General features: G+C 42.7%; 23 protein-coding genes, 3 rRNA genes and 1 riboswitch (1 of these 27 running past the window's edge). Of the genes, 7 read left to right on the forward strand and 19 right to left on the reverse strand.

Annotated elements, in window-relative coordinates:
• The first annotated feature begins 65 nt into the window (after positions 1-65).
• From P4S60_RS12960 to serA, 5 genes are all read left to right on the forward strand, one after another.
• The gene (locus P4S60_RS12960) at positions 66-1,583 is read left to right on the forward strand and encodes a S10 family peptidase (RefSeq protein ID WP_337116201.1); all 1,518 of its coding nucleotides are present in this window, start codon (positions 66-68) and stop codon (positions 1,581-1,583) included.
• 117 nt (positions 1,584-1,700) lie between these two features.
• Positions 1,701-2,267, forward strand: a complete 567-nt coding sequence (locus tag P4S60_RS12965) for a hypothetical protein (RefSeq protein WP_337116202.1) — start codon at positions 1,701-1,703, stop codon at positions 2,265-2,267.
• A 13-nt stretch (positions 2,268-2,280) separates the two neighbouring features.
• Positions 2,281-2,877, forward strand: a complete 597-nt coding sequence (locus P4S60_RS12970) for a 5-formyltetrahydrofolate cyclo-ligase (RefSeq protein WP_337116204.1) — start codon at positions 2,281-2,283, stop codon at positions 2,875-2,877.
• 54 nt (positions 2,878-2,931) lie between these two features.
• Positions 2,932-3,585 (forward strand): ribose-5-phosphate isomerase RpiA, encoded by a 654-nt coding sequence (gene rpiA, locus P4S60_RS12975; RefSeq protein WP_337116205.1) that lies wholly within the window; start codon positions 2,932-2,934, stop codon positions 3,583-3,585.
• A 14-nt stretch (positions 3,586-3,599) separates the two neighbouring features.
• Entirely contained in the window at positions 3,600-4,829 is a 1,230-nt protein-coding gene (gene serA / locus P4S60_RS12980; protein WP_063706246.1) for a phosphoglycerate dehydrogenase, read from the forward strand.
• Between the two features lie 303 nt (positions 4,830-5,132).
• On the opposite strand, the gene P4S60_RS12985 is transcribed toward serA, so the two are convergent.
• The 5 genes from P4S60_RS12985 to yaaA all read right to left on the reverse strand — a co-directional run bounded on the left by P4S60_RS12985 (position 5,133) and on the right by yaaA (position 8,247).
• Entirely contained in the window at positions 5,133-5,609 is a 477-nt protein-coding gene (locus tag P4S60_RS12985) for a hypothetical protein (protein WP_337116206.1), read from the reverse strand.
• 110 nt (positions 5,610-5,719) lie between these two features.
• Complete coding sequence (locus P4S60_RS12990) at positions 5,720-6,007, reverse strand: type II toxin-antitoxin system RelE/ParE family toxin (RefSeq protein WP_138618089.1); 288 nt, start codon at positions 6,005-6,007, stop codon at positions 5,720-5,722.
• Entirely contained in the window at positions 5,994-6,224 is a 231-nt protein-coding gene (locus P4S60_RS12995; protein WP_337116207.1) for a ribbon-helix-helix domain-containing protein, read from the reverse strand. Before P4S60_RS12995 ends, P4S60_RS12990 begins: the two co-directional genes overlap by 14 nt.
• Positions 6,225-6,402: 178 nt before the next feature.
• Positions 6,403-7,338 carry a mechanosensitive ion channel family protein gene (locus tag P4S60_RS13000; protein ID WP_337116208.1) on the reverse strand — a complete coding sequence of 312 codons (936 nt, stop codon included), beginning with the start codon at positions 7,336-7,338 and terminating at the stop codon, positions 6,403-6,405.
• Between the two features lie 129 nt (positions 7,339-7,467).
• Complete coding sequence (gene yaaA, locus P4S60_RS13005; protein ID WP_337116209.1) at positions 7,468-8,247, reverse strand: peroxide stress protein YaaA; 780 nt, start codon at positions 8,245-8,247, stop codon at positions 7,468-7,470.
• Positions 8,248-8,469: 222 nt separating this feature from the next.
• Here yaaA and tal point away from each other — a divergent pair, with 222 nt between their 5' ends.
• Both tal and P4S60_RS13015 read left to right on the forward strand, forming a co-directional pair.
• Positions 8,470-9,420, forward strand: a complete 951-nt coding sequence (gene tal / locus P4S60_RS13010) for a transaldolase (RefSeq protein ID WP_337116210.1) — start codon at positions 8,470-8,472, stop codon at positions 9,418-9,420.
• A gap of 187 nt (positions 9,421-9,607) precedes the next feature.
• The gene (locus P4S60_RS13015) at positions 9,608-9,796 is read left to right on the forward strand and encodes a DUF3545 family protein (protein ID WP_063706234.1); all 189 of its coding nucleotides are present in this window, start codon (positions 9,608-9,610) and stop codon (positions 9,794-9,796) included.
• 32 nt (positions 9,797-9,828) lie between these two features.
• Here the strand turns inward: P4S60_RS13015 and ung are convergent, their stop codons facing one another.
• From ung to P4S60_RS13085, 14 genes are all read right to left on the reverse strand, one after another.
• Complete coding sequence (gene ung / locus P4S60_RS13020) at positions 9,829-10,503, reverse strand: uracil-DNA glycosylase (RefSeq protein ID WP_337116211.1); 675 nt, start codon at positions 10,501-10,503, stop codon at positions 9,829-9,831.
• Entirely contained in the window at positions 10,500-11,357 is an 858-nt protein-coding gene (locus P4S60_RS13025; protein WP_337116212.1) for a cobalamin-binding protein, read from the reverse strand. Before P4S60_RS13025 ends, ung begins: the two co-directional genes overlap by 4 nt.
• Before the next feature lies 1 nt (position 11,358).
• A complete protein-coding gene (gene cobO / locus P4S60_RS13030) occupies positions 11,359-11,958 on the reverse strand; it encodes a cob(I)yrinic acid a,c-diamide adenosyltransferase (RefSeq protein ID WP_337116213.1) in 600 nt (199 codons plus the stop codon).
• Between the two features lie 9 nt (positions 11,959-11,967).
• Positions 11,968-13,452, reverse strand: coding sequence for a cobyric acid synthase (locus tag P4S60_RS13035; protein ID WP_337116867.1), 1,485 nt, complete (start codon positions 13,450-13,452; stop codon positions 11,968-11,970).
• Positions 13,452-13,949 (reverse strand): bifunctional adenosylcobinamide kinase/adenosylcobinamide-phosphate guanylyltransferase, encoded by a 498-nt coding sequence (gene cobU, locus P4S60_RS13040; RefSeq protein ID WP_442961767.1) that lies wholly within the window; start codon positions 13,947-13,949, stop codon positions 13,452-13,454. The genes P4S60_RS13035 and cobU overlap by 1 nt, the downstream gene beginning before the upstream one ends.
• Positions 13,950-13,976: 27 nt before the next feature.
• A complete protein-coding gene (locus P4S60_RS13045) occupies positions 13,977-14,831 on the reverse strand; it encodes an adenosylcobinamide-GDP ribazoletransferase (RefSeq protein ID WP_337116214.1) in 855 nt (284 codons plus the stop codon).
• Positions 14,785-15,846: a nicotinate-nucleotide--dimethylbenzimidazole phosphoribosyltransferase gene (cobT, locus tag P4S60_RS13050; protein WP_337116215.1), complete on the reverse strand. Its 1,062-nt coding sequence runs from the start codon at positions 15,844-15,846 to the stop codon at positions 14,785-14,787. The genes P4S60_RS13045 and cobT overlap by 47 nt, the downstream gene beginning before the upstream one ends.
• Before the next feature lie 3 nt (positions 15,847-15,849).
• On the reverse strand, positions 15,850-16,839 hold the full coding sequence (locus tag P4S60_RS13055) for a FecCD family ABC transporter permease (RefSeq protein ID WP_337116216.1): 990 nt from the start codon (positions 16,837-16,839) through the stop codon (positions 15,850-15,852).
• Positions 16,832-17,653 carry an ABC transporter ATP-binding protein gene (locus P4S60_RS13060; RefSeq protein ID WP_442961773.1) on the reverse strand — a complete coding sequence of 274 codons (822 nt, stop codon included), beginning with the start codon at positions 17,651-17,653 and terminating at the stop codon, positions 16,832-16,834. The genes P4S60_RS13055 and P4S60_RS13060 overlap by 8 nt, the downstream gene beginning before the upstream one ends.
• A 113-nt stretch (positions 17,654-17,766) precedes the next feature.
• Positions 17,767-17,834: riboswitch (cobalamin riboswitch) on the reverse strand.
• A gap of 60 nt (positions 17,835-17,894) precedes the next feature.
• Positions 17,895-18,512, reverse strand: coding sequence for a histidine phosphatase family protein (locus tag P4S60_RS13065; protein ID WP_337116218.1), 618 nt, complete (start codon positions 18,510-18,512; stop codon positions 17,895-17,897).
• Positions 18,513-18,596: 84 nt separating this feature from the next.
• Positions 18,597-19,025 carry an FKBP-type peptidyl-prolyl cis-trans isomerase gene (locus P4S60_RS13070; RefSeq protein ID WP_337116219.1) on the reverse strand — a complete coding sequence of 143 codons (429 nt, stop codon included), beginning with the start codon at positions 19,023-19,025 and terminating at the stop codon, positions 18,597-18,599.
• 583 nt (positions 19,026-19,608) lie between these two features.
• Positions 19,609-19,723: ribosomal RNA gene (rrf, locus tag P4S60_RS13075) — 5S ribosomal RNA — on the reverse strand.
• A 58-nt stretch (positions 19,724-19,781) separates the two neighbouring features.
• A 5S ribosomal RNA gene (gene rrf / locus P4S60_RS13080) occupies positions 19,782-19,896 on the reverse strand.
• Positions 19,897-20,022: 126 nt separating this feature from the next.
• Positions 20,023-21,946: ribosomal RNA gene (locus tag P4S60_RS13085) — 23S ribosomal RNA — on the reverse strand (it continues 959 nt past the right edge of the window).

Genomic DNA, 21,946 nt, shown 5'->3' on the forward strand with positions numbered 1-21,946 from the left:
CATTAGTTTGTCATCGAGTTGGCTTTACTTTTTAATAGCTGCAATTCGAATAATAAGGAATCAACATGAAACTAGTTAGTTTTATTGGTTTGTCAGTGACAGCACTAACTCTGACCTTCAGCACACCAAGCTTTGCTGATAATGAACGTCGCATCGACGTAGACAGTAAAGTGGTTACTGAGCACAAAGCCCGCATTAATGGTGAACGCTTTTCATACACTGCAACCACTGGCACTCAACCAGTATGGGACGAGCAAGGCAATGCTGTCGCAACGCTGCAATATACTTATTATACTCGCGATAAAGTAGACGACAGAACAAAACGTCCTCTTGTATTCTCGTTCAACGGCGGCCCTGGCTCTGCCTCTGTGTGGATGCACCTTGCTTATACTGGACCACGTGTATTAAAAATTGATGACGAAGGCTACCCAGTTCAACCTTATGGTGTAAAAGATAACCCTTATTCAATTTTAGATGTGGCTGATATCGTTTATATCAACCCTGTTAATACTGGTTACTCGCGTGTTCTTGAAAACGAGAAGGGTAAACTACCAAGTAAATCCGATCAGCAAAAAATGTTCTTTGGTGTTAACGCCGACATCAAATACTTAGCAGAGTGGCTAAATACCTTTGTTTCGCGCAACGAGCGCTGGCGCTCACCTAAGTTCTTAATTGGTGAGAGCTATGGTACGACTCGTGTTTCGGGTCTTGCTCACGAATTACAAAACCGTCAGTGGATGTATATCAATGGCGTTATTTTAGTATCACCAACTGAAATTGGTATTAAACGTGAGGGCCCTGTAGAAGCTGCAAACCGCTTACCTTACTTTGCGGCAACGGCTTGGTACCACAAAGCACTTAGCGCAGATTTACAAGCAAAAGACTTAGACGAGTTACTTCCTGAAGTTGAACAATTCACAGTGAATAAGTTCTTACCAGCGATTGCTAAAGGTGGTTTCTTACCTGCAGATGAAAAACAAGCCATCATTAAGCAAGCAGCTAAATACGCGGGTTTATCTGAAAAGTTTGTTGAGCAAAACAACTTAGATATTCCAACAAACTTCTTCTGGAAAGAACTATTACGTGAGCGTGGTCAAACGGTTGGTCGATTAGATTCTCGTTATCTAGGTATCGACAAACGTGATGCAGGTGAGTCTCCTGATTACTGGGCTGAGCTTACGTCATGGTTACACTCATTCACGCCAGCGATTAATTATTACCTTCGTGAAGAGCTTAATTACAAAACAGATATCAAATATAACCTGTTCGGAAATGTGCACCCTTGGGATCGCACAGGCAACAATACTGGTGAAAACTTACGTTTAGCGATGGCACAAAACCCATACTTGAACGTGATGATCCAGTCTGGTTACTACGACGGTGCAACAAACTACTTTGATGCTAAATACACAATGTGGCAGTTAGACCCAAGTGGCAAAATGAAAGACCGCTTAAGCTTTAAAGGCTATCGCAGTGGCCACATGATGTATTTACGTCATGCAGATCTTGAGTCATCAAACAATGACTTACGTGATTTTATCCTTAAATCACTCCCAGCCGAAGGCAAAGCTGCTAAATACTAACCAGCGTATTTGCAAACCAAAATAGAAAAAGCCCGTTTTATACGGGCTTTTGTTTTTCCGCTAATCTTTTTGGGTATATACTCAAGTCATTGATTTAAGGATTTGGATAATCAGCTAATGGCAGAAAAATTTCGTGTAATGTTTGCAGGGCTTGAGGCCGGTGTTGAGCAAGCACAAGCAACAGAGCAACTAGCCGCAAAACTAAAAACAACCACTGACAAAGTCGCTGCCCTGTTTGAGCATAAGCCATTATTTGCGCCAAGCGAGCAAGACAAAGCGTTAAAGCAAGCTAAGTTATTAGCCAGTGTAGGTATTAAAGCCAAGCTCCAACCAATTAATCAAGCAGCCACCAGTAACCAATCAGGCAATACAGATGCACAGACCAAAGAGCGTGAAGAACGTATTTTTGATGCCCTCGATTACATTACCAGTAGCCTTATTCGCCTAGAAGAAAAGCTAGATGACTTAGAGCAACGTTTACCTGAGCTTGAGAATAACAGCGTTGCTGATAGCGACGATAGCTGGCAAGAAGATGACTTGCTACTTGAAGACGAATTAACAGAGCCTGTAAAAAAACGCTCAAATACCCTACTCTATTCGCTTATTGCAATGGTCATTGTGTTATTGATTATTTTGGGTGTTGTGGAGCTTTTTCCTGAACTTTTCTCCTTTTTAGAAAGTTAACACTAATATTGACATGAGCAACACACGAGCAGAAATCAGACAATCTATTCGAAAAAAGCGCAATTCACTGACTGTTGAACAACAAAAAAATGCCGCAATTGCGCTGAAAATGAATTTTACTCAACACTTAAAATCGCTAAAAACACCTAAAAACGCCCATATTGGCATTTATTTCAGCAATGATGGCGAATTAGACACTTCTTTGTTAATTAAAGAATTATGGATACAAGAGCAGCATTTATATCTGCCTATCATCCACCCCTTCAATGGCACAACTTTATACTTTCAGAGGTATGAAGAAAATTCACCCATGACTGCAAATCGCTATGGTATCTTGGAGCCCAAGTTAAATTGCAGTCAAATATGTCCTTTAGACAAGCTTGATATTTTACTTATGCCGTTAGTGGCATTTGATGATCAAGGTAACCGTTTAGGAATGGGCGGTGGGTTTTATGACAAAACGTTGGCTCGGTATTACCAAGAGAACTGGCAAAAACCAATTTTGATTGGCCTTGCCCATCAATGTCAGCATGTGCCGGCGTTGCCGATTGAATCATGGGATGTACCGTTAAAACACATTATAACCCCAGAGAAAATCTACCAATGGTAAGCAAACTGTTTGTATACTATAGGCCTTCTCTGACAGCTAACTGAGCACATAATTATGACGCAAGATGAATTAAAAAAAGCCGCTGCCTGGGCAGCTCTCGAGTTTGTAAACAAAAATACCATTGTTGGTGTAGGCACAGGCTCTACAGTAAATCATTTTATTGATGCACTGGGTACTGTAAAAGACACCATTATTGGTGCGGTTTCAAGCTCTGAAGCTTCGACAGAAAAGTTAAAAGCACTGGGTATTGAAGTGTTTGAGCTAAACGAAGTATCAAGCCTTGATGTGTATGTTGATGGCGCAGATGAAATCAACCCACACAATGAAATGATCAAAGGCGGTGGCGTCGCGCTAACTCGTGAAAAAATCGTTTCTGCAGTAGCAAAGCAATTTGTATGTATTGTTGATGAATCAAAAGAAGTTACAACATTAGGCGCATTTCCACTTCCTGTTGAAGTGATCCCAATGGCACGCAGCTATGTAGCGCGTGAACTTGTAAAACTTGGCGGTGACCCTGTTTACCGCGAGGGTGTTGTAACAGATAACGGTAACGTCATCTTAGACGTACATAATTTAGATATCAGCAATGCCAAAGAATTAGAGCTAACAATCAACCAGATTGTTGGTGTAGTAACAAACGGCTTATTTGCCCATCGCGGTGCAGATAAAGTCATTATCGGCACCAAAAATGGGCCGCAAATAAAGTAAATAGGAATGAGGATATGAGTAAGGTATCGTTAGCAAAAGACAAAATTAAAATTCTCTTGCTGGAAGGCGTGCACCAAAGTGCTGTAGAAACGCTTAAGCGTAATGGCTACAGCAATATTGATTACGTAAAAACATCCTTACCTGAAGACGAGCTCATTGAGCGCATTAAAGATGTGCACTTTGTAGGCCTTCGTTCTCGCACTCATATTAATGAAGCGGTATTAGAAGCAGCTGAAAAGCTAGTCGCAATCGGCTGCTTCTGTATCGGTACTAACCAAGTCGACCTACAAGGTGCCCGTGAACGTGGTATTGCGGTATTTAACGCGCCATTCTCAAACACCCGCTCTGTTGCAGAATTAGTACTTGGTGAAATCTTATTACTGCTTCGTGGTATTCCAGAGCGTAATGCCCTAGCACACCGCGGTGGTTGGTTAAAATCAGCCAATGGTTCATTCGAAGCCCGTGGTAAAACACTCGGTATTATTGGTTACGGCCACATTGGTACACAGCTAGGTATCATGGCTGAAAATATCGGTATGAACGTAGAGTTTTACGATATTGAAGACAAGCTAACACTAGGTAATGCAACGCAAGTTCATAACCTAACTCAGTTATTACAACGTGCTGATGTGATTAGCTTACACGTTCCTGAAACGCCGCAAACGAAAAACCTAATCGGTATGGCTGAGCTTGAAGTAATGAAGCAAGGCGCTATTTTAATTAACGCGTCTCGTGGTACCGTTGTTGATATCGATGCACTAGCTGAATCACTCCGTGAGAAAAAGCTGAGCGGCGCTGCAATTGACGTATTCCCTGTAGAGCCAAAATCTAATGATGAAGAATTTGTTTCTCCTCTACGTGGTTTTGATAACGTGATTTTGACGCCACACATTGGTGGTTCAACTCAAGAAGCACAAGAAAATATAGGTATTGAAGTAGCGGGTAAACTTGCTAAGTACTCAGATAATGGTTCAACCATTACTGCGGTTAACTTCCCTGAAGTATCACTACCTGAGCTTGCAAATCGTAGCCGTTTATTACACGTACACCACAACCGCCCGGGTATCCTAACGCAAATTAACCAAGCGTTTGCACAGCACGGTATCAACATCGCAGCTCAATACTTACAAACTGACGAAGCGATTGGTTACGTAGTTATTGATGTCGATACAGATCACTCAGAAGTGGCACTTAAAGAACTAAGTGCTGTTGAAGGTACAATCAGAGCCCGTATCCTTCACTAATCGTTGGCATAACAAATTAATAAAAAGCGCAAACAGTTAAACTGCTTGCGCTTTTTTTGTAGGACAAAACTTTAATATAGCTGTAAGCCTCAAGCTGTCAGCTATAAGCTATAAGCTATAAGCTATAAGCTATAAGCTATAAGCTATAAGCTATAAGCTATAAGCTATAAGCCGATTGTGCATACCTGTTTTTAGGGTGCAATACTTTAATGTAGGCGTAAAATTTATTTCGCGCGAAAAGCTATGTCTAAGAAAGGCCACTACACTTTAACTATATTAAACATGTAACTATTAGTATTTCACTTAATTTTTACTACTTAGATGCGCAAGAAACTCTTTTAACTTTACAAAACTACCAAGTCCTCGCTCACCGGTTTGAACTTCAGGCTCCCAAAAAGCTACAGCGGTATATTGATACAATGAGCTTTCCAGCATCCAAGTGTCTCCATCCACACCTCGCGTTTTATCTTTTGGAAATTCCAATGCTTTTTCAAGCATTAACAATAAGCTTGAATACTCACCTTCAGTTAACTCAACACTCTTCTCTAACTTAATGCCTTTCCAATTATAGCCACCAGACCCTTCATAAACTGTAGTTAATAGCTGATAAGGTCTTACACTTGTAACCTCATATATTACAGGGTTTGAGAAAGTTGGAACAACTTTTAGTTTTAAAACGGGTTCAAGATAAAACCCAGGGTCAGTATATTCGATAGTGCTTTGTGTGGACTTACAGCCGACAAGCGAAATTAAAATCAAAAAAATTGAAAAATACTTCATATCCCAAAACTACTCCTTCGATCTGGATAGATTTGATAAAGCCACAACAAATAATTTAGCAGTCATAGAATCTGTTACAGGGTCAGTTAAATTGATTATACATTGCCAATTCAAAGATTGGCTTGAATGTCTTGCCTGCCTAATACTCTCATAATTTCTATATTACCACCTTGAATGCGATAATAAATGCTATCAACACCACAAACAGCTCGTCGATAACCTTGCCTAATTTCATCTACTGCAGGTGCTAAATAAGGTTGCTTTGCCAATTGCTCAAAACGATCAAAAAACTTATAAAAATAAGCATCAGCCTGATTTTCACCATATTGCTCTAAACCACGAAACCAAATTCGCTTCAAATCAGCTTCGGCTTGAATATTAAGTTTATAACTTCCCATCCTTACTCGCTTCTTCCTTGAAACTAGCTAACATTTGACTTGGTGATTTATCTGAAAGTCCACTTTTCTCTGCTTCAATCAATTTCATACGAATAGCTTCAATTTCAGAAGCTCGCATTTGCTCTTTTCTAATCAAATCTCGAAGTAACTCACTGTCACTCGCATAATTACCTGAAGCGAGCTGTGCTTGCATCCATTTTTCTTGTTGGGCAGTCACAGTGATACTTTTTTTACCATCGCCATAATTTACTCATCTTAAACAGATATAATCCTACTTTGTACTACTACAATCAAGCTTAGCTTATTGGTGCTAGTAATCAACTATACCTTTTACTTAACTTCCCCCTCCTCAAACACACTTCCCTGTGTAAATCTCGCCGATGAGTCAGTAAATTTTACTCATCGGTTTGTGGTGCCTCAGCGTCTTTATCTTGCTGTTTTTCGCTTATCATGGCATTTAATTTCTCGCCGCCTTTGATACCAAAATCTAACGTGCGAATTGGGAATGGGATAGTCATATCAGCTTCGCTTAGGGCGTTTCTAACTGCCACAACAGCCTTGTGACGAACGGTCATGAAATCCGCTTCGCCGGGGTATTTAATCCAAAACCAAACTAGTAGGTTAACGCTGCTATCACCAAAGCTTTCGGCGTAAACGGCGGTTTCTTCTTGTTTAATCACAAAATCAAACTCATTGATTTTTTTAACAATTACTTCTGCGGCTTGTTCTGGATCGTCAGCATACGAAATACCCACAGGCACTTCGATACGACGCACACCTAAGGTACTGTAGTTACTGAGTATATTTCTAAATAGAATCTTGTTAGGCACTAAGATAAGTTGCCCATAAAAGTTCTCAATGAGGGTGTTTCTAAGATTAATCGCTCGTACAGTACCAAACACGCTCTCGGTGCGAATTACATCACCCGTTTTAAATGGTTTGCGAATACCCATAGCAATACCCGCTATAAGGTTCTCTGTCATGTCCTGAAAGGCAAAACCAATTGCAAGACCTACGATGCCAGCACCAGCAAGTAATGAGGTGACAGTGCCTCTGAGACCCAAGAAATCAAGGGCTACAAATAAGCCTACGCATAGTACGATGACTTTTACTATCGATGACATTAAGTCTGCTATTTGCGAAGATTCTAACGAGCGGCGTAATAGCTTTCTAAGCATTGAACCGACAAGGCGCGCCAGCAGTGAAAACACGATAGTGATAATTACTGCGACAATAAAGTTAGGAATATGGCTTATGATGATATCAACCCAGCCACCGAGTTTTTCTTCTATCAGCTTTTCAGCTTCACTTACTGTCGGAATTTTTAACATTTTTGTACCTTGTTGAATTAATTGCTCAACAAAGTATTTAGCAAGATGAACGCCATTTCTAATTTAGAGTATTAAAACCATAAAAAAGCCGTGCAAAGCACGGCTCTTCTAATTCATTTTACTAAAAAATTAGTTCTGCTCTTCTCGTAAGAAAACAGGCTCTAATTCTTTTGCTGTTGCATCGCTGCTAAAGTAATAACCTGCAACGGTGAAATTTTTTAAATCACTTAATTGAGTGATTTTATTTTCTATGATGTAACGTGCCATCATACCGCGGGCTTTTTTCGCATAAAAGCTAATCACTTTATATTGGCCGTTTTTACAGTCTTTAAAATGTGGAGTGATGATTTGCGCATTTAATGCTTTTTTATCAACCGCTTTAAAATACTCATTCGAAGCAAGGTTTACCAAATATTTGCTATCTTGCTCAGCAAGCACTGTATTAAGCTTTTCGGCAATAACACTGCCCCAAAACTCATATAAGTTTTTACCGCGTGGGTTTTCTAACTTAGTGCCCATTTCAAGGCGATAAGCTTGCATTAAATCTAATGGTTTAAGCACACCATAAAGACCAGACAAAATACGTAAGTGCGACTGTGCATAATCAAGATCAGCACCGCTTAGAGTTTGCGCATCTAAGCCACCGTATACATCACCATTAAAGGCTAGCACGGCTTGTTTTGCGTTATCTTGCGTAAATGGCTGTGACCACTCGGCGAAGCGTGCCGCATTCAAACCAGCTAGTTTATCGCTTATTTTCATTAGGCTACCAATTTGCGCTGGTGTTAAATCACGGCAAACTGACATTAACTCTTCGCTGTGCTCGAGTAATTCAGGTTGAGTGAATTTATCGGTCGTGGCTGGTGTTTCATAATCTAAATTTTTTGCAGGTGAAATAACAGTGATCATACTTAGCTATTGACTTGTAATTTGTTTGATGTCAATTTCAACATTAATTGAATCAAAATGCACGTTTTGTTTCGTCCTGCCTTTATCCGCTGTTCTTTTCATACATAATGTTCTAGTTTTCTGTATTAAGGACATTTGACCTATTAAACACTGTCATAGTGTTGCAGCATAAAGGCCGCTATAATGGATTTTCTATTAACTTGCTTGGAATGAGGAAAGCAAATGACTTCAGCACTACAAAGGCTTAAACAGCATTCATCTATTGTTGCAGATACAGGTGATATCGAAGCTATCAAAAAGCACCAACCAGAAGATGCAACAACAAACCCATCTCTACTTTTAAAAGCCAGTGAAATTGAAGCGTATAAGCCTTATTTAGATAAAGCGTGGCAATATGCCAAAGAAACCGAGCAAGATGCAGCTAAACAACTTGAGTTAGCATGTGATTACTTTGCTGTATTAATTGGTAAAGAAATTAGCGAAATTGTACCGGGCTATATCTCTACTGAGGTAGACGCACGTTTATCATTTGATACTCAAGCGACTATCGACAAAGCCCACACTTTACTGAGCCTTTACGAAAAAGAAGGTGTTAGCAAAGATAAAATCCTAATCAAAGTTGCATCAACTTGGGAAGGTATCAAAGCCGCTGAGCAGCTTGAAAAAGAAGGCACTAAGTGTAACTTAACGCTGTTATTCTCTGAAGCACAAGCTCGCGCATGTGCCGATGCGAATGTATTTTTAATTTCACCTTTCGTTGGCCGTATCCTAGACTGGCATGTTGCTAACGGCATGGAAAAACCAACAGATCCGCTAAACGATCCTGGTGTGCAGTCAGTACGTAGCATTTACGAATTCTACAAACGCCATGATTACAAAACGGTTGTTATGGGTGCAAGCTTCCGTAACACGGGCGAAATCATCGCGCTTGCAGGGTGTGATAAGTTAACGATTAGCCCAGCACTTTTAGAAGAGCTTGGCCAATTAACTGATGCACAAGAATACCTACTAGAGAGCGACTTTACTGTTGAAGAAAAACCAGCACCATTAACTGAAAGCCAGTTCCGTTGGTTACACAACCAAGATGCTATGGCAACAGAGAAATTAGCTGAAGGTATCCGCTCTTTCGCTGAAGCTCAAATTGAATTAGAAGCTCGCTTCAAAGCGATGTAATTCGCACAACGTCATTTTTTAAAACGCCACCGCTAGGTGGCGTTTTTGTTTCTAGAAAATCTCCGCTCATTGATCTATTCATCTATCAATCACAGTTCTGTAACAGTATTGTCACTTTTTTATTCTATTTTTGAGCAGCCTGTGGTATAGGTATTTCCGAGGTTAAAAAAATCAATAGGAGAAGTTCATGGATAGCCTAGACGATATTTTAGAAATATTAGAAGGTCCTAGTACAACAAGAAAGACCTCTCAAAAAAACAAAAAAAGAAAATGGCGCGAAATCGAAGCTTTGAAAGATAAGCACAGACTTCGCAAAGAACTACAGGAGTTAGACTATTTCACTGAAAGCATTGAGCTTGATGAATTAGATTTTTAATTAAAGGCCCGCAAGGGCCTTTTGCATTTTTGCTATAGAATTTGTGGCAATGACCAATTGATTGGTGCTTTATTTTGATCAGTAAGTAGCTGGTTTGTCTTTGAAAAATGCTGACAACCAAAAAAGCCACGATGAGCAGAAAGCGGTGATGGATGCGGACCTTGGATCACATGATGACGCGAGGTATCAATGCGCTTACCCTTTTTCTGAGCATGTGCGCCCCAGAGCACAAACACCACACCGTCGCAGTGCTGATTGATAAGCGCAATCACTGCATCGGTAAATTGCTCCCAACCAAGGTGTTTATGAGAATGAGCCTGACCTTGCTCAACCGTTAGTACGGTGTTGAGTAAAAACACGCCTTGCTCAGCCCAACTTTGCAAATAGCCATGGTGAGGTATCTCAAAACCTTCGATATCTGTTGCCAGTTCTTTGTACATGTTTTTCAAAGACGGCGGCAGCTTTTTAACTTCAGGCAATACCGAAAAACACAAGCCATGGGCTTGGCCTTCTCCGTGGTAAGGATCTTGCCCTAAAATAACCACTTTAACTTCACTCAGAGGGGTGGCATCAAAAGCAGAGAATACCTGTTCATCTTTGGGATAAACGCTAACGCCTGCTGCGCGTCTATCGGCCACATATTGCAAGGTTTCTTGCATGTAGGGCTTAGCAAGCTCGGTATCTAGAAATGTTTGCCAATCGATCATTTTGAAGCCTGTATTTGCTGACGAGAAACGTCTATTTTACCACACATGTCTGTCAAACCATCAAGCATACGGGTTGTAAAACGATGCAATAAGTCTGCGTTTACACTAATAAACTGGTTATGCTGCACCGCAGGCAGTTCAGGCCATTGTCGCCAATCAATTTTAGGCTGAGGCTTTTTCGATTTTTCATCTGGAATAATCACTACCTCTGGATTGGCAACCAAAACATTTTCAATACTAATGCGCGGGTAGTCTGTATCGCTAGTAGCAAACACATTTTCCGCATGGCAAATAGTTAATAGCTGATTGATCCAAGTATTTCCGCCAACTGTCATCATTGGCTCAGGCCATAATTGATAAAACACCGACACTTTCGGTTTGCCTTCTTGCGCTCTGCGAATAGCATTGAGTTTAGTTTCAAACTCTTTAGCTACTTTATTTGCCTTGGTTTGCAAATGCGTAAGCGTGCCTAGTTTACGTAATTCATCAGCCACATTATCAACCTGATTTGGGTTGCTGTACGCTACCGGAATACCTAATTTTTCAATGTAAGCGAGATCTTCAGCTTTATTGCCCGTTTTCCAAGCCAAAACAAGGTCTGGTTTTAACGACAACAGTTTTTCCATGTTTATCCCGTAATAGCCGCCTACCCGTTCGATATCATTCGCTTGCTGAGGAAAGTCTGCATAGTCAACGGTACCAACAATGCGCTCTCCAGCACCAATCGCAAACAGGTTTTCAACGATGTGCGGTGCTAGAGCAACAATACGCTGTGGCTCTTTAATTTCATGAGCCTGAGCCAACGCAGGTAAATAAAATAAAATAGCTAAGAGTGCGAACTTGATGGTTCTCATGTTAAAAATCGAACCCTTTTTGCGCTTTTATTCCTGCATCAAAAGCGTGTTTTACGTTTCTGACTTCACTGACTGTATCAGCTAAGTCGGTTAGTTTACGGTGCGCACCACGACCTGTAATAATCACCGATTGCATAGCAGGGCGAGAGCTAACGGCTTCTAGCACTTCGTCTAAATCAATATAGCCGTAGGTGATCATATAGGTTATTTCATCTAGCATAACGAGGTTAATTGACTCATCCTTCAGCATTCTTTTTGCTTCTTGCCATGTCACTTGCGCAGCAGCGGTATCTGACTCTTTGTTTTGTGTTTCCCAAGTAAAACCGGTGTTCATAATAACAAATTCAACCCCCGCTTGTTCGAGTAGGTTGCGTTCACCGCACTCCCATGTGCCTTTTATAAACTGACACACAGCTGCTTTCATTCCGTGACCTACCGCACGTGCAACAGTACCAAACCCAGAAGTCGATTTCCCTTTACCGTTGCCAGTTATAACCTGAAAAATACCCTGCTCTTTTTGTGCAGCAGCAATCCGCTCGTCGACTTTTTCTTTTACTTTTTGCTGGCGTTGTTGGTGCTTATCTTGATTCTGTTCGCTCATTGTTGTTCCTTATGTCTCTAAATTGAAGTTCTCATAAATATTGATGATTTGTTCAATATCGAGATTCTCTGCTACTACACTAGCTAAACGGTTTAACTGCTGTTCACGGTTTAAGTTAATATCAATCGGCTTAATTTGGCTATTTGGTGCAAGCCAAGTTATTAGCTCAGATACGCCTTCAGGGGTATCGAACAAGCCATGTAAGTAAGTACCTGCTACTTGGTTATCATCACTAATAAAACCATCTACTTTGAATCCACTTGGGTGATCATTAAAGCTCAAAAATGGCTTTTCAAGTGCCGGCCCCTGGCTGATTCCGGCGTGAATTTCATAACCAGATATTGCTTTAGTGGTATTGTTTAAATGAAGTATGCCAGAGACTTGGCTTAGTATTTTTTGTTGCCCTAATTGCGTTTCAAAGTCAGCAAGCCCAAGCCCTGCTGCACTGCCTAAATTAGACTCCACAGCATGTGGATCTGCAAGGTAGTTGCCTAACATCTGCAATCCACCACATACTCCGAGCACTTTGCCGCCATAACGTAGATGACGTGTTATTTGTTTATGCCAACCTTCACTTTTTAAAAATGCTAAATCGCTCAGTACATTTTTACTGCCCGGAATAATAATCAGATCAACACTTGGAATAGCCTGAGTATGACGTACATACTGTAAATCGATTTCTGGTTGTAATCGCAGTGCATCAAAGTCTGTGTGATTACTAATATGAGGAAGTAGCAGCACTGCTATGCGTAATTGCGGTTTATCGACCTGATTAGTTATAGCAACAGCATCCTCAGCATCTAGTGCTAAGTCATGTAAATAAGGTAACACCCCTAGCACTGGCTTATTGGTGTATTGCTCTAACCAATCTAGGCCACCTTGCAATAACGCAATATCCCCCCGAAAACGATTAATCACAAAGCCTTTAACGCGAGCCTGCTCTGACTCAGACAACAAGGCTAACGTTCCGACTAAATGGGCAAACACGCCGCCTTTATCGATATCGGCAATGATGATCACCGGGCAATCAACCGCCTCAGCGTAACCCATATTAGCAATGTCGTTTTCTCGCAGGTTAATTTCTGCTGGGCTCCCAGCACCTTCCACAACCAGTAATTCAAAACGCTCACATAAGCGCTGCTGCGAAGTAAGAACTGCATCCATCGCCACTTTTTTGTAGTCGTGATAACTGCCCGCTTCCATATTCGACAGCGCTTTACCATGAACGATTACCTGCGCTCCGGTATCACTGTTAGGTTTTAATAAGATAGGGTTAAAATCGACTTCTGCGGGGACTTTTGCGGCCACAGCTTGCAAAGCTTGCGCGCGACCTATCTCGCCACCATCTGCGGTTACGGCGCTATTTAGCGCCATATTTTGTGGCTTAAAGGGCGCAACCTTTATGCCTCGCTCTGCAAAGATCCGGCAAAGTGCTGCTACAAGGGTACTTTTACCTGCATCTGAGGTCGTGCCTTGCACCATTATTGTTTTCATCATTGTTCTCTTTTTAAAGTTTGTGCAAGACCTGCAATTACAAACTCAACACGTGCAACTTGCTGTGCTAAGGCTTGATGCAACCAACCTGAATGATCAACAAACTGACGGCTTAATTCACCGAGCGGCACGATACCATGACCCACTTCATTACTGACAAAAATCACCTCACCCGGCAATTGAACTAGCACATCGAGTAAGGCCGCTTTTTGCCCAAGCCAAAATGCTTCACCCTGTTGGCATAAGCAATTACTCAACCAAAGGGTTAAACAGTCCACTAAAATACAGTTTTCAGCTTGGCTATGTTGTTGTAGTGTTTTAGCCAAATACAAAGGCTCTTCAATAAGTTGCCAATGCTTAGCGCGCTCTGCTTGATGCCTGTTAATTCGGGCTGTCATTTCTTCATCACCCGCATTGGCTGTGGCAATGTAGATAAGCGGCTTGTTTGAATCTGTTGCCAGCTGCTCAGCAAAACGGCTTTTACCAGCCGCGAGCACCGCCTAAAATTAAAGTATGTTGTTGGCTCATAATAAACTCACCAAGCAAAGGTAGGTAATAAGCTCAGAAACTTGCTGGGCTGCTCCTAAGCAATCGCCGGTGTAGCCTGATAACTGTTTTTCAAACCAGCGCTTCAATAGTAAGCGAGTAACACAAAGCACACTGATGAGTATTAATAATTGCCCTAAAGTGAAGCCAAAAAACAACCATGCAATTGCTAACACCGCACCGCCTGTTGCTAACAGTATTTGATAACTTTGCGTGCTTAAATGCATCGCAATTGGTTTTACTTTAGATGTGGCGTCCTGACTTACATAGTCCATATCTGCAATTAAACTTGTTGCGACAACCCGACTTAAGCTTTGCCCTAAAACAAGTGCAATAATCACAGTACTGGTTACTTCACTAATTGCGACGAGTGTTTGGTACTTAATTAATAAGGCCATCACAAGCGCCGCAGCACCATAGGTACCTAAGCGACTGTCTTTCATAATGCTCAGCTTATCTGCAACGTGCCAACCACCACCAAAGCCATCCCAGACATCAGCTAGGCCATCTTCATGAAATGCCCCTGTGATTATCAAGCTAAACGCCATAACTAACGCGACTGCAATGGCTGCAGGGAATAACCAACTTAGCAGCAAAAAGCTCAGCGCTAAAAGTACACCTAATATCACACCGACCAATGCAAAATAACGGCTGGCCTGATTGAGTGCCTGACTCGATACTGCAAAGTTTAATTTAACGGGGATACGCGTTAAAAAACTAAGCGCTAGCAAAAATAGCTGAAGCTGACTTTGAGTAGAACCAGAAGTGTGTTGTTCAGTGCTCATATCAGACAACTTGCTCAACATTGGCATCGGCAAAACTTGCCATGTCATTATAAAACGCCAAAGATGCTTGCAGTAAAGGTAAAGCAAGCGCAGCCCCGGTGCCCTCTCCTAACCTTAAATCAAGCTGCAATAATGGTGCTGCATGTAAGGCATTGAGCATTGCTTTGTGCCCTTGCTCATCAGAGGCATGAGCAAATATCATGTAATCGCGAGCGTTTGCATTAATGTGAGTTGCAACAAGCGCTGCTGCAGTACAAATAAAGCCATCCACGATCACGGCCATGCCAAGCTCCGCAGCAGCTAAAATAGCACCGGTGATCTGAACAATTTCAAAACCACCTAATGCCGCAAGCGTCATTAGTGGATCGCTAAAATGAGCTTGGTGTAATTGGAGGGCTTGCTCAACAACTTTAATTTTTTTAGCGATAACCTCGTCGCTCACACCAGTGCCTTTACCAACACATTGGCTGGCAGGTAAAGACAAAATGGCAGCCATTAATGCCGCAGCACTGGTGGTATTGCCAATGCCCATCTCACCAAAGGCGATGGTATTGCAGCCTTGCTCATAGAGGACATGAACTCGCTGCTTGGCTAATGCAAACCCTTTTTCAACCTGATTAAGAGACATAGCCATTTCAGTATTCAGTGGTGCAGTAATGTCACCTAAACGCTGGTTATGCACACTTTTATCGTGTGAAGTACTCAGTGTTCCGGCATCAATAACTTCCAGCTGCCAGCCTAGCTGGCGACAAAATACATTAATTGCGGCGCCTCCTGCTACAAAGTTTGCCACCATTTGCGATGTAACGCTGCTAGGAGCAATTGACACACCTTGGCTTGCCACACCATGATCGCCCGCAAATACAACTAGAGAAGGGTTTGAAATAACCGGTTTAAAGGCAACTAGTGCCTGCTCACTATCAAGCTGCTTTGAAAAAATAAGCGTTAATTGTTTGGCACAACTTTCAAGCTGACCTAAAGCGCCTAGCGGCTTTGTTTTAAGGTCCATTTTTTGTTGAATTACAGATGAAAATTGCTGATTAATAGGCATGATATTAAACATTAGCTACCTGCTCTGTTTACGAAAATAAAGTAAGAATAAAAAGAACACACTACCGATAGCGGCTGTGATCACACCAACAGGTAGTTCTTGGTTATTCAATAAGGTTCGGCATAACACATCGACCCACACCATAAAAATACCACCGGCCAGGGATGTCATAACTAAGTTCTGGCTGCTGCCTTGCGGCGAAAAGTAGCGCACAATATGTGGGATCATCAGGCCGACAAAACCAACGCCCCCACACATAGCAACAAGCACCGCTGTAATTAATGAACTTAGCAGCAGCATCATGATCCGAAAGCGTTGCACATGAATACCCAAGGTCGCAGCACTTTCATCACCAAGCAGCATTGCATTTAGCTGACGACGAAATGCAATCATCAGCGTCATACAGGCAATAATAACGGTAAATGGCAGCCAAAGAGTGTCCCACTGAGCACGAGAAAAACTGCCCATCGTCCAAAACAAAATAGCAGTGATGGCTTGAGGATCGCTAAAATAAAGCAGCAGACTTGTCAGAGCACTAAATAAAAAAGATAAAGCAACACCAGCGAGTAACATGGCTTCAACTTGGCCAACATGGCGACGCCCTGCAATAGCAATAAGCAACAGCATAGAAAGTAAGCTTCCGGCAAATGCAGCAACTGACATACTAAAGCCAAAACTCACACCTGTTAGGGCTATAAAGCACACCACACCAAATGAAGCCCCAGAAGAAATACCAAACAAGTAAGGGTCCGCAAGCGGGTTTCGGGTTACAGTCTGCAAAATTAATCCAGCAAGAGCCAGCCCAGCTCCCGCTAAAAATGCCAGCACCGTTCTTGGCATACGCAATTGCCAAATAATACGCTGTACAAATTCATCGCTACCTTGACTAAACAGACCATTAAAAACGTCACTCAGTGGCGTATGTGCAGCACCAAAGCTCAGTGCTAAAAAACAACTAATAACTCCAACAACTACACAGATACTTAAACGCATTGCATCAGTCATTTTGATGCTCCTGTGTCTTATAACCATAGAAATAAGTTATGTGCGGAATAAACTTATCAGTACTTGATTGCGGATGAGCAGATACCGTCGCGCAGACGCCAAATACATCGCTCAACAACAGCTCAGTAAGCACCGTTTTTGGTTGCCCCTGACAAACCAAGCACCCCTCATCAATCACGATGAGTTCATCACATAAACTTGCTGCGAGATTTAAGTCATGAAACGAGGCAAGCACAGTCACATCAAGGGACTTTGCTAACTCCATTATTTGAATTTGGTATTTAACATCAAGATGGCTGGTAGGCTCATCCATGATGAGCAACTTAGGTTGTTGTACGATAGAGCGTGCAATAAGCGCTCTTTGCTTTTCGCCACCAGAGAGCGAATCAAATGCTTGTTCACTGTGATGAGATAAACCAACCTGCTCAATCGCTTGAAAAATACGCTGCTTATCATTGGTAGACGTACCGCTGAAAAGTCGCTTATGAGGTGTTAAGCCTAAACTCACCACATCGAAAAGAGACAAATTAAACTGCGATGGAGACTCTTGTAAAACCACAGCAACCTGCTTTGCATATTCGTCAGCACTGATTTGCCAGATATCTTGACCGCTTAGTAGCACAGCCCCTTGATGAGGTTTCAAGTAACGATAAAGACAGCGCAACAGACTTGATTTACCAGCTCCATTAGGGCCGAGTAGACCGATAAACTGCCCAGCGTTTAACTCAAGGTTAATTGATTTAAGTATCGTTTTATTCGCAGTACCCCAACTTAAATCAGACACTGATATTAATGGCGCAGACGCTAAGGCTATTTTGTTGCAAGCTTATTCTCTCTTGGCGAGTAATCGCAACGCACAAGAAAGGACTGGTAAGTACCAGAAAATGACGTGAGTTGACCCGCTCGATGATTAATTGTTAGTGCTAAGTATCTGGCTGACCATTATTTAGATGGATTACAGTTGCGGGAACAGCTGGAGAATTTCACCCCATTCCATAGCATATGAGTATTATGGCGGGCTAAGTAAATAATTCAATGAATATCGCTCTAGATGGCTAAAAAACAATTTTAGGCCAAGCTTGTCCTTGTTCATCTATATATACATCAACTGTAATTAGCCCTGCATAAGGAATATGGAAAACATTTAAATGTGTGGCTGATTGTTTTGGCATCTGACAAACAATAGCGAGAATTTGTTTAATCACCCCAGCATGGCTAATTACCAATGACTGTTCATGCTTAGATTCACACAATGATTGCAAAAACGTGTGCCACCATGCCTCTACCCGAGCGTAAAAGTCTGCCATAGATTCACCATTAGGTACGTTTACTTGCCAAGGGTGCTGCCAAAAATCACCGATATGAGGTTTACTCGTTTGCTGCCAAAGCTGTTGGTAATCTTGGCCGTCCCAATCACCAAAATCAAACTCTTTCAGAGCGTTATAATACTGTACATGCAGCGAGTGTTGTTTTGCTAAATAATCAGCGTGGACTGAGCAACGCTTTAGCGGAGAGCTATATATGGCATTTAAATTTATGAGCTCAGCAGAAGCTTGGCGCATTTGCTTAAGACCAAGCTCTGATAAATCGACATCGATTTGCCCAGAAAGAATTCCAGGCGTAGCGATTTCGCCATGGCGAAGAAAGTAAACTCGTGAAGTAAATGCGTCCATAATGTTCCTCAGTATACCAATAGTGAACGTTAACGCGTTTTAAATACTCTGTCGACTTATGCTAAGGCTGTTATGCTCAGAGAGTTAAGCTAAACGCATTAAACGAACATCAAAATGCAGCACAGCATTTGCGCCAATCTTGCCACCGTTACCTTTTTTACCCCAAGCAAGCTCTGGGGGGATCACAAATTCATAACGAGAGCCTATATTCATTAATAGCAACCCTTCTCTTAACCCTTCTATAGCTTCGGATAATGAGAACACCTCAGGCATACCCGCTTTATAACTGTCGGCAATGACACTGCCATCTGCAAGCATAATACGTTGATTAATAACCACTGTATCGAACTCTGATATGCATTCTCCTGCAACATCATCAATCACTTTATACATTAAACCCGACGGGCATAGATGCGTATCTGGATGCGATGAGAACTTAGCAATAAATGCTTCACTATTTTTACGATTTAAACCTGAAGAGCCTTTTGACTTGGTCGTTTTCTTACGAGACACAGCAAACCTCAATTGTATTACAAATATAAAACGCTTTATCGCATAACAAGGTAAGTGAAGCAAGCTTGCGAGAGTAAAGTTGCAAGTTAGAAAGGGGAAATATACGAGTTAGAAAGAGTAAAGTTTGCGGGTCTGGCGTAGGTTGGTAGAGCGCGACGAAACCCAACGTGAGGCTCTAGACTCTAGGCTCTAGGCTCTAGGTAGAATGTACTTGTAGGAATGGCTTTAGCCATGAATGTGTTTGTTATGGTCTGATTCGGCACTGAAGTGCCTCCTACGGGGTTTTGTTGCTGAGGGTGACTCTTTACTAAACAACCCTACAGATCAACTGACCTCTAATATCTGACGTCTGATGTCTCCTGTCTATTCGGCACTGAAGTGCCTCCTACGGGGATGTTGCTGAGGGAGTCTCTGTACTAAACAACCTAACAGTTCAACTTTACCCTTGCTAACTTGCAACTCGCTAACTCTGACATCTAATCTCTAACCACTGATGTCTCTGTGTTTCAGCTGACGTCTGATAGCTGATAGCTAAAACGCAAAAAAGCCCGACTCTTTCGAATCGGGCTTTCTTTAATTTGGATCCTGGCGATGTCCTACTTTCACATGGCAAATGCCACACTATCATCGGCGCTGTTTCGTTTCACTACTGAGTTCGGCATGGGGTCAGGTGGGTCCAAAACGCTATTGTCACCAAGAAAATTCTTTTCAATTTTCTTATTATTTTTAATTTAAAGTCTTGCGACTGAATTTGGAGCCTGGCGATGTCCTACTTTCACATGGCAAATGCCACACTATCATCGGCGCTGTTTCGTTTCACTACTGAGTTCGGCATGGGGTCAGGTGGGTCCAAAACGCTATTGTCACCAAGCAAATTTGGTTTTAATTCGCTCTTTTGAGCAAATTAATAAATCTGGAATTCTGATATCAAGTAAATGTCTACTTTAGTTTCTTAACTTCTGTCTGTTACGCTGTCATAAAACGCGTTTGGCGTTGTATGGTTAAGCCTCACGGGTAATTAGTACAGGTTAGCTTAATGGCTCACACCACTTCCACATCCTGCCTATCAACGTTGTAGTCTTCAACGGCCCTTCAGAGACTTTAAAAGTCTAGTGAGAACTCATCTCGAGGCCTGCTTCGCGCTTAGATGCTTTCAGCGCTTATCAGTTCCGAACGTAGCTACCGGGCAATGCCATTGGCATGACAACCCGAACACCAGCGGTTCGTTCACTCCGGTCCTCTCGTACTAGGAGCAACCCCTCTCAATTCTCAAACGCCCACGGCAGATAGGGACCGAACTGTCTCACGACGTTCTAAACCCAGCTCGCGTACCACTTTAAATGGCGAACAGCCATACCCTTGGGACCGACTTCAGCCCCAGGATGTGATGAGCCGACATCGAGGTGCCAAACACCGCCGTCGATATGAACTCTTGGGCGGTATCAGCCTGTTATCCCCGGAGTACCTTTTATCCGTTGAGCGATGGCCCTTCCATTCAGAACCACCGGATCACTATGACCTACTTTCGTACCTGCTCGACGTGTCTGTCTCGCAGTTAAGCTGGCTTCTACCATTACACTAACCGTACGATGTCCGACCGTACTTAGCCAACCTTCGTGCTCCTCCGTTACTCTTTGGGAGGAGACCGCCCCAGTCAAACTACCCACCAGGCACTGTCCGTAACCCCGATAAGGGGCCGACGTTAGAACATCAAAACTACAAGGGTGGTATTTCAAGGACGGCTCCACAAAAACTAGCGTTTCTGCTTCAAAGCCTCCCACCTATCCTACACATGTAGGTTCAATGTTCAGTGCCAAGCTGTAGTAAAGGTTCACGGGGTCTTTCCGTCTAGCCGCGGGTACACAGCATCTTCACTGCGATTTCAATTTCACTGAGTCTCGGGTGGAGACAGCGTGGCCATGGTTACACCATTCGTGCAGGTCGGAACTTACCCGACAAGGAATTTCGCTACCTTAGGACCGTTATAGTTACGGCCGCCGTTTACCGGGGCTTCGATCAAGAGCTTCGTCCGAAAACTAACCCCATCAATTAACCTTCCGGCACCGGGCAGGTGTCACACCGTATACGTCATCTTGCGATTTTGCACAGTGCTGTGTTTTTAATAAACAGTCCCAGCCACCTGGTCACTGCGGCTCCCGTCCGCTTAGAGAGCAAGTCTCATCACAGATAGGAGCGTACCTTCTCCCGAAGTTACGGTACGATTTTGCCTAGTTCCTTCACCCGAGTTCTCTCAAGCGCCTTAGTATTCTCTACCTGACCACCTGTGTCGGTTTGGGGTACGATTCGGTATAATCTGAAGCTTAGAGGCTTTTCCTGGAAGTATGGCATCAACAACTTCACCACCTTGGTGGCTCGTCTCGTGTCTCAGTCTTAAGAGTCCGGATTTTCCTAAACTCTCAACCTACTCACTTTCACATGGACAACCAACGCCATGCTTGTTTAGCCTGCTCCGTCCCCCCATCGCAATTATACCAAGTACGGGAATATTAACCCGTTTCCCATCGACTACGCCTTTCGGCCTCGCCTTAGGGGTCGACTTACCCTACCCTGATTAACATGGGATAGGAACCCTTGGTCTTCCGGCGTGCGGGTTTTTCACCCGCATTATCGTTACTCATGTCAGCATTCGCACTTCTGATACCTCCAGCATACCTCCCGGTACACCTTCAACGGCTTACAGAACGCTCCCCTACCACTCAAACAAAGTTTGAATCCGCAGCTTCGGTGCATAGTTTAGCCCCGTTACATCTTCCGCGCAGACCGACTCGACCAGTGAGCTATTACGCTTTCTTTAAAGGATGGCTGCTTCTAAGCCAACCTCCTGGCTGTCTGGGCCTTTCCACATCGTTTCCCACTTAACTATGACTTTGGGACCTTAGCTGGCGGTCTGGGTTGTTTCC

This window comes from Pseudoalteromonas sp. Hal040, from assembly GCF_037162425.1.
Lineage (GTDB): Bacteria > Pseudomonadota > Gammaproteobacteria > Enterobacterales > Alteromonadaceae > Pseudoalteromonas > Pseudoalteromonas gelatinilytica.

Bases quoted from the DNA above. Each gene is read 5' to 3' on its own strand.
- P4S60_RS12960 (WP_337116201.1), top strand. From the start codon at position 66: ATGAAACTAGTTAGTTTTATTGGTTTGTCAGTGACAGCACTAACTCTG.
- P4S60_RS12965 (WP_337116202.1), top strand. From the start codon at position 1,701: ATGGCAGAAAAATTTCGTGTAATGTTTGCAGGGCTTGAGGCCGGTGTT.
- P4S60_RS12970 (WP_337116204.1), top strand. From the start codon at position 2,281: ATGAGCAACACACGAGCAGAAATCAGACAATCTATTCGAAAAAAGCGC.
- rpiA (WP_337116205.1), top strand. From the start codon at position 2,932: ATGACGCAAGATGAATTAAAAAAAGCCGCTGCCTGGGCAGCTCTCGAG.
- serA (WP_063706246.1), top strand. From the start codon at position 3,600: ATGAGTAAGGTATCGTTAGCAAAAGACAAAATTAAAATTCTCTTGCTG.
- P4S60_RS12985 (WP_337116206.1), bottom strand. From the start codon at position 5,609: ATGAAGTATTTTTCAATTTTTTTGATTTTAATTTCGCTTGTCGGCTGT.
- P4S60_RS12990 (WP_138618089.1), bottom strand. From the start codon at position 6,007: ATGGGAAGTTATAAACTTAATATTCAAGCCGAAGCTGATTTGAAGCGA.
- P4S60_RS13000 (WP_337116208.1), bottom strand. From the start codon at position 7,338: ATGTTAAAAATTCCGACAGTAAGTGAAGCTGAAAAGCTGATAGAAGAA.
- yaaA (WP_337116209.1), bottom strand. From the start codon at position 8,247: ATGATCACTGTTATTTCACCTGCAAAAAATTTAGATTATGAAACACCA.
- tal (WP_337116210.1), top strand. From the start codon at position 8,470: ATGACTTCAGCACTACAAAGGCTTAAACAGCATTCATCTATTGTTGCA.
- P4S60_RS13015 (WP_063706234.1), top strand. From the start codon at position 9,608: ATGGATAGCCTAGACGATATTTTAGAAATATTAGAAGGTCCTAGTACA.
- ung (WP_337116211.1), bottom strand. From the start codon at position 10,503: ATGATCGATTGGCAAACATTTCTAGATACCGAGCTTGCTAAGCCCTAC.
- P4S60_RS13025 (WP_337116212.1), bottom strand. From the start codon at position 11,357: ATGAGAACCATCAAGTTCGCACTCTTAGCTATTTTATTTTATTTACCT.
- cobO (WP_337116213.1), bottom strand. From the start codon at position 11,958: ATGAGCGAACAGAATCAAGATAAGCACCAACAACGCCAGCAAAAAGTA.
- P4S60_RS13035 (WP_337116867.1), bottom strand. From the start codon at position 13,452: ATGAAAACAATAATGGTGCAAGGCACGACCTCAGATGCAGGTAAAAGT.
- P4S60_RS13045 (WP_337116214.1), bottom strand. From the start codon at position 14,831: ATGACATGGCAAGTTTTGCCGATGCCAATGTTGAGCAAGTTGTCTGAT.
- cobT (WP_337116215.1), bottom strand. From the start codon at position 15,846: ATGTTTAATATCATGCCTATTAATCAGCAATTTTCATCTGTAATTCAA.
- P4S60_RS13055 (WP_337116216.1), bottom strand. From the start codon at position 16,839: ATGACTGATGCAATGCGTTTAAGTATCTGTGTAGTTGTTGGAGTTATT.
- P4S60_RS13065 (WP_337116218.1), bottom strand. From the start codon at position 18,512: ATGGACGCATTTACTTCACGAGTTTACTTTCTTCGCCATGGCGAAATC.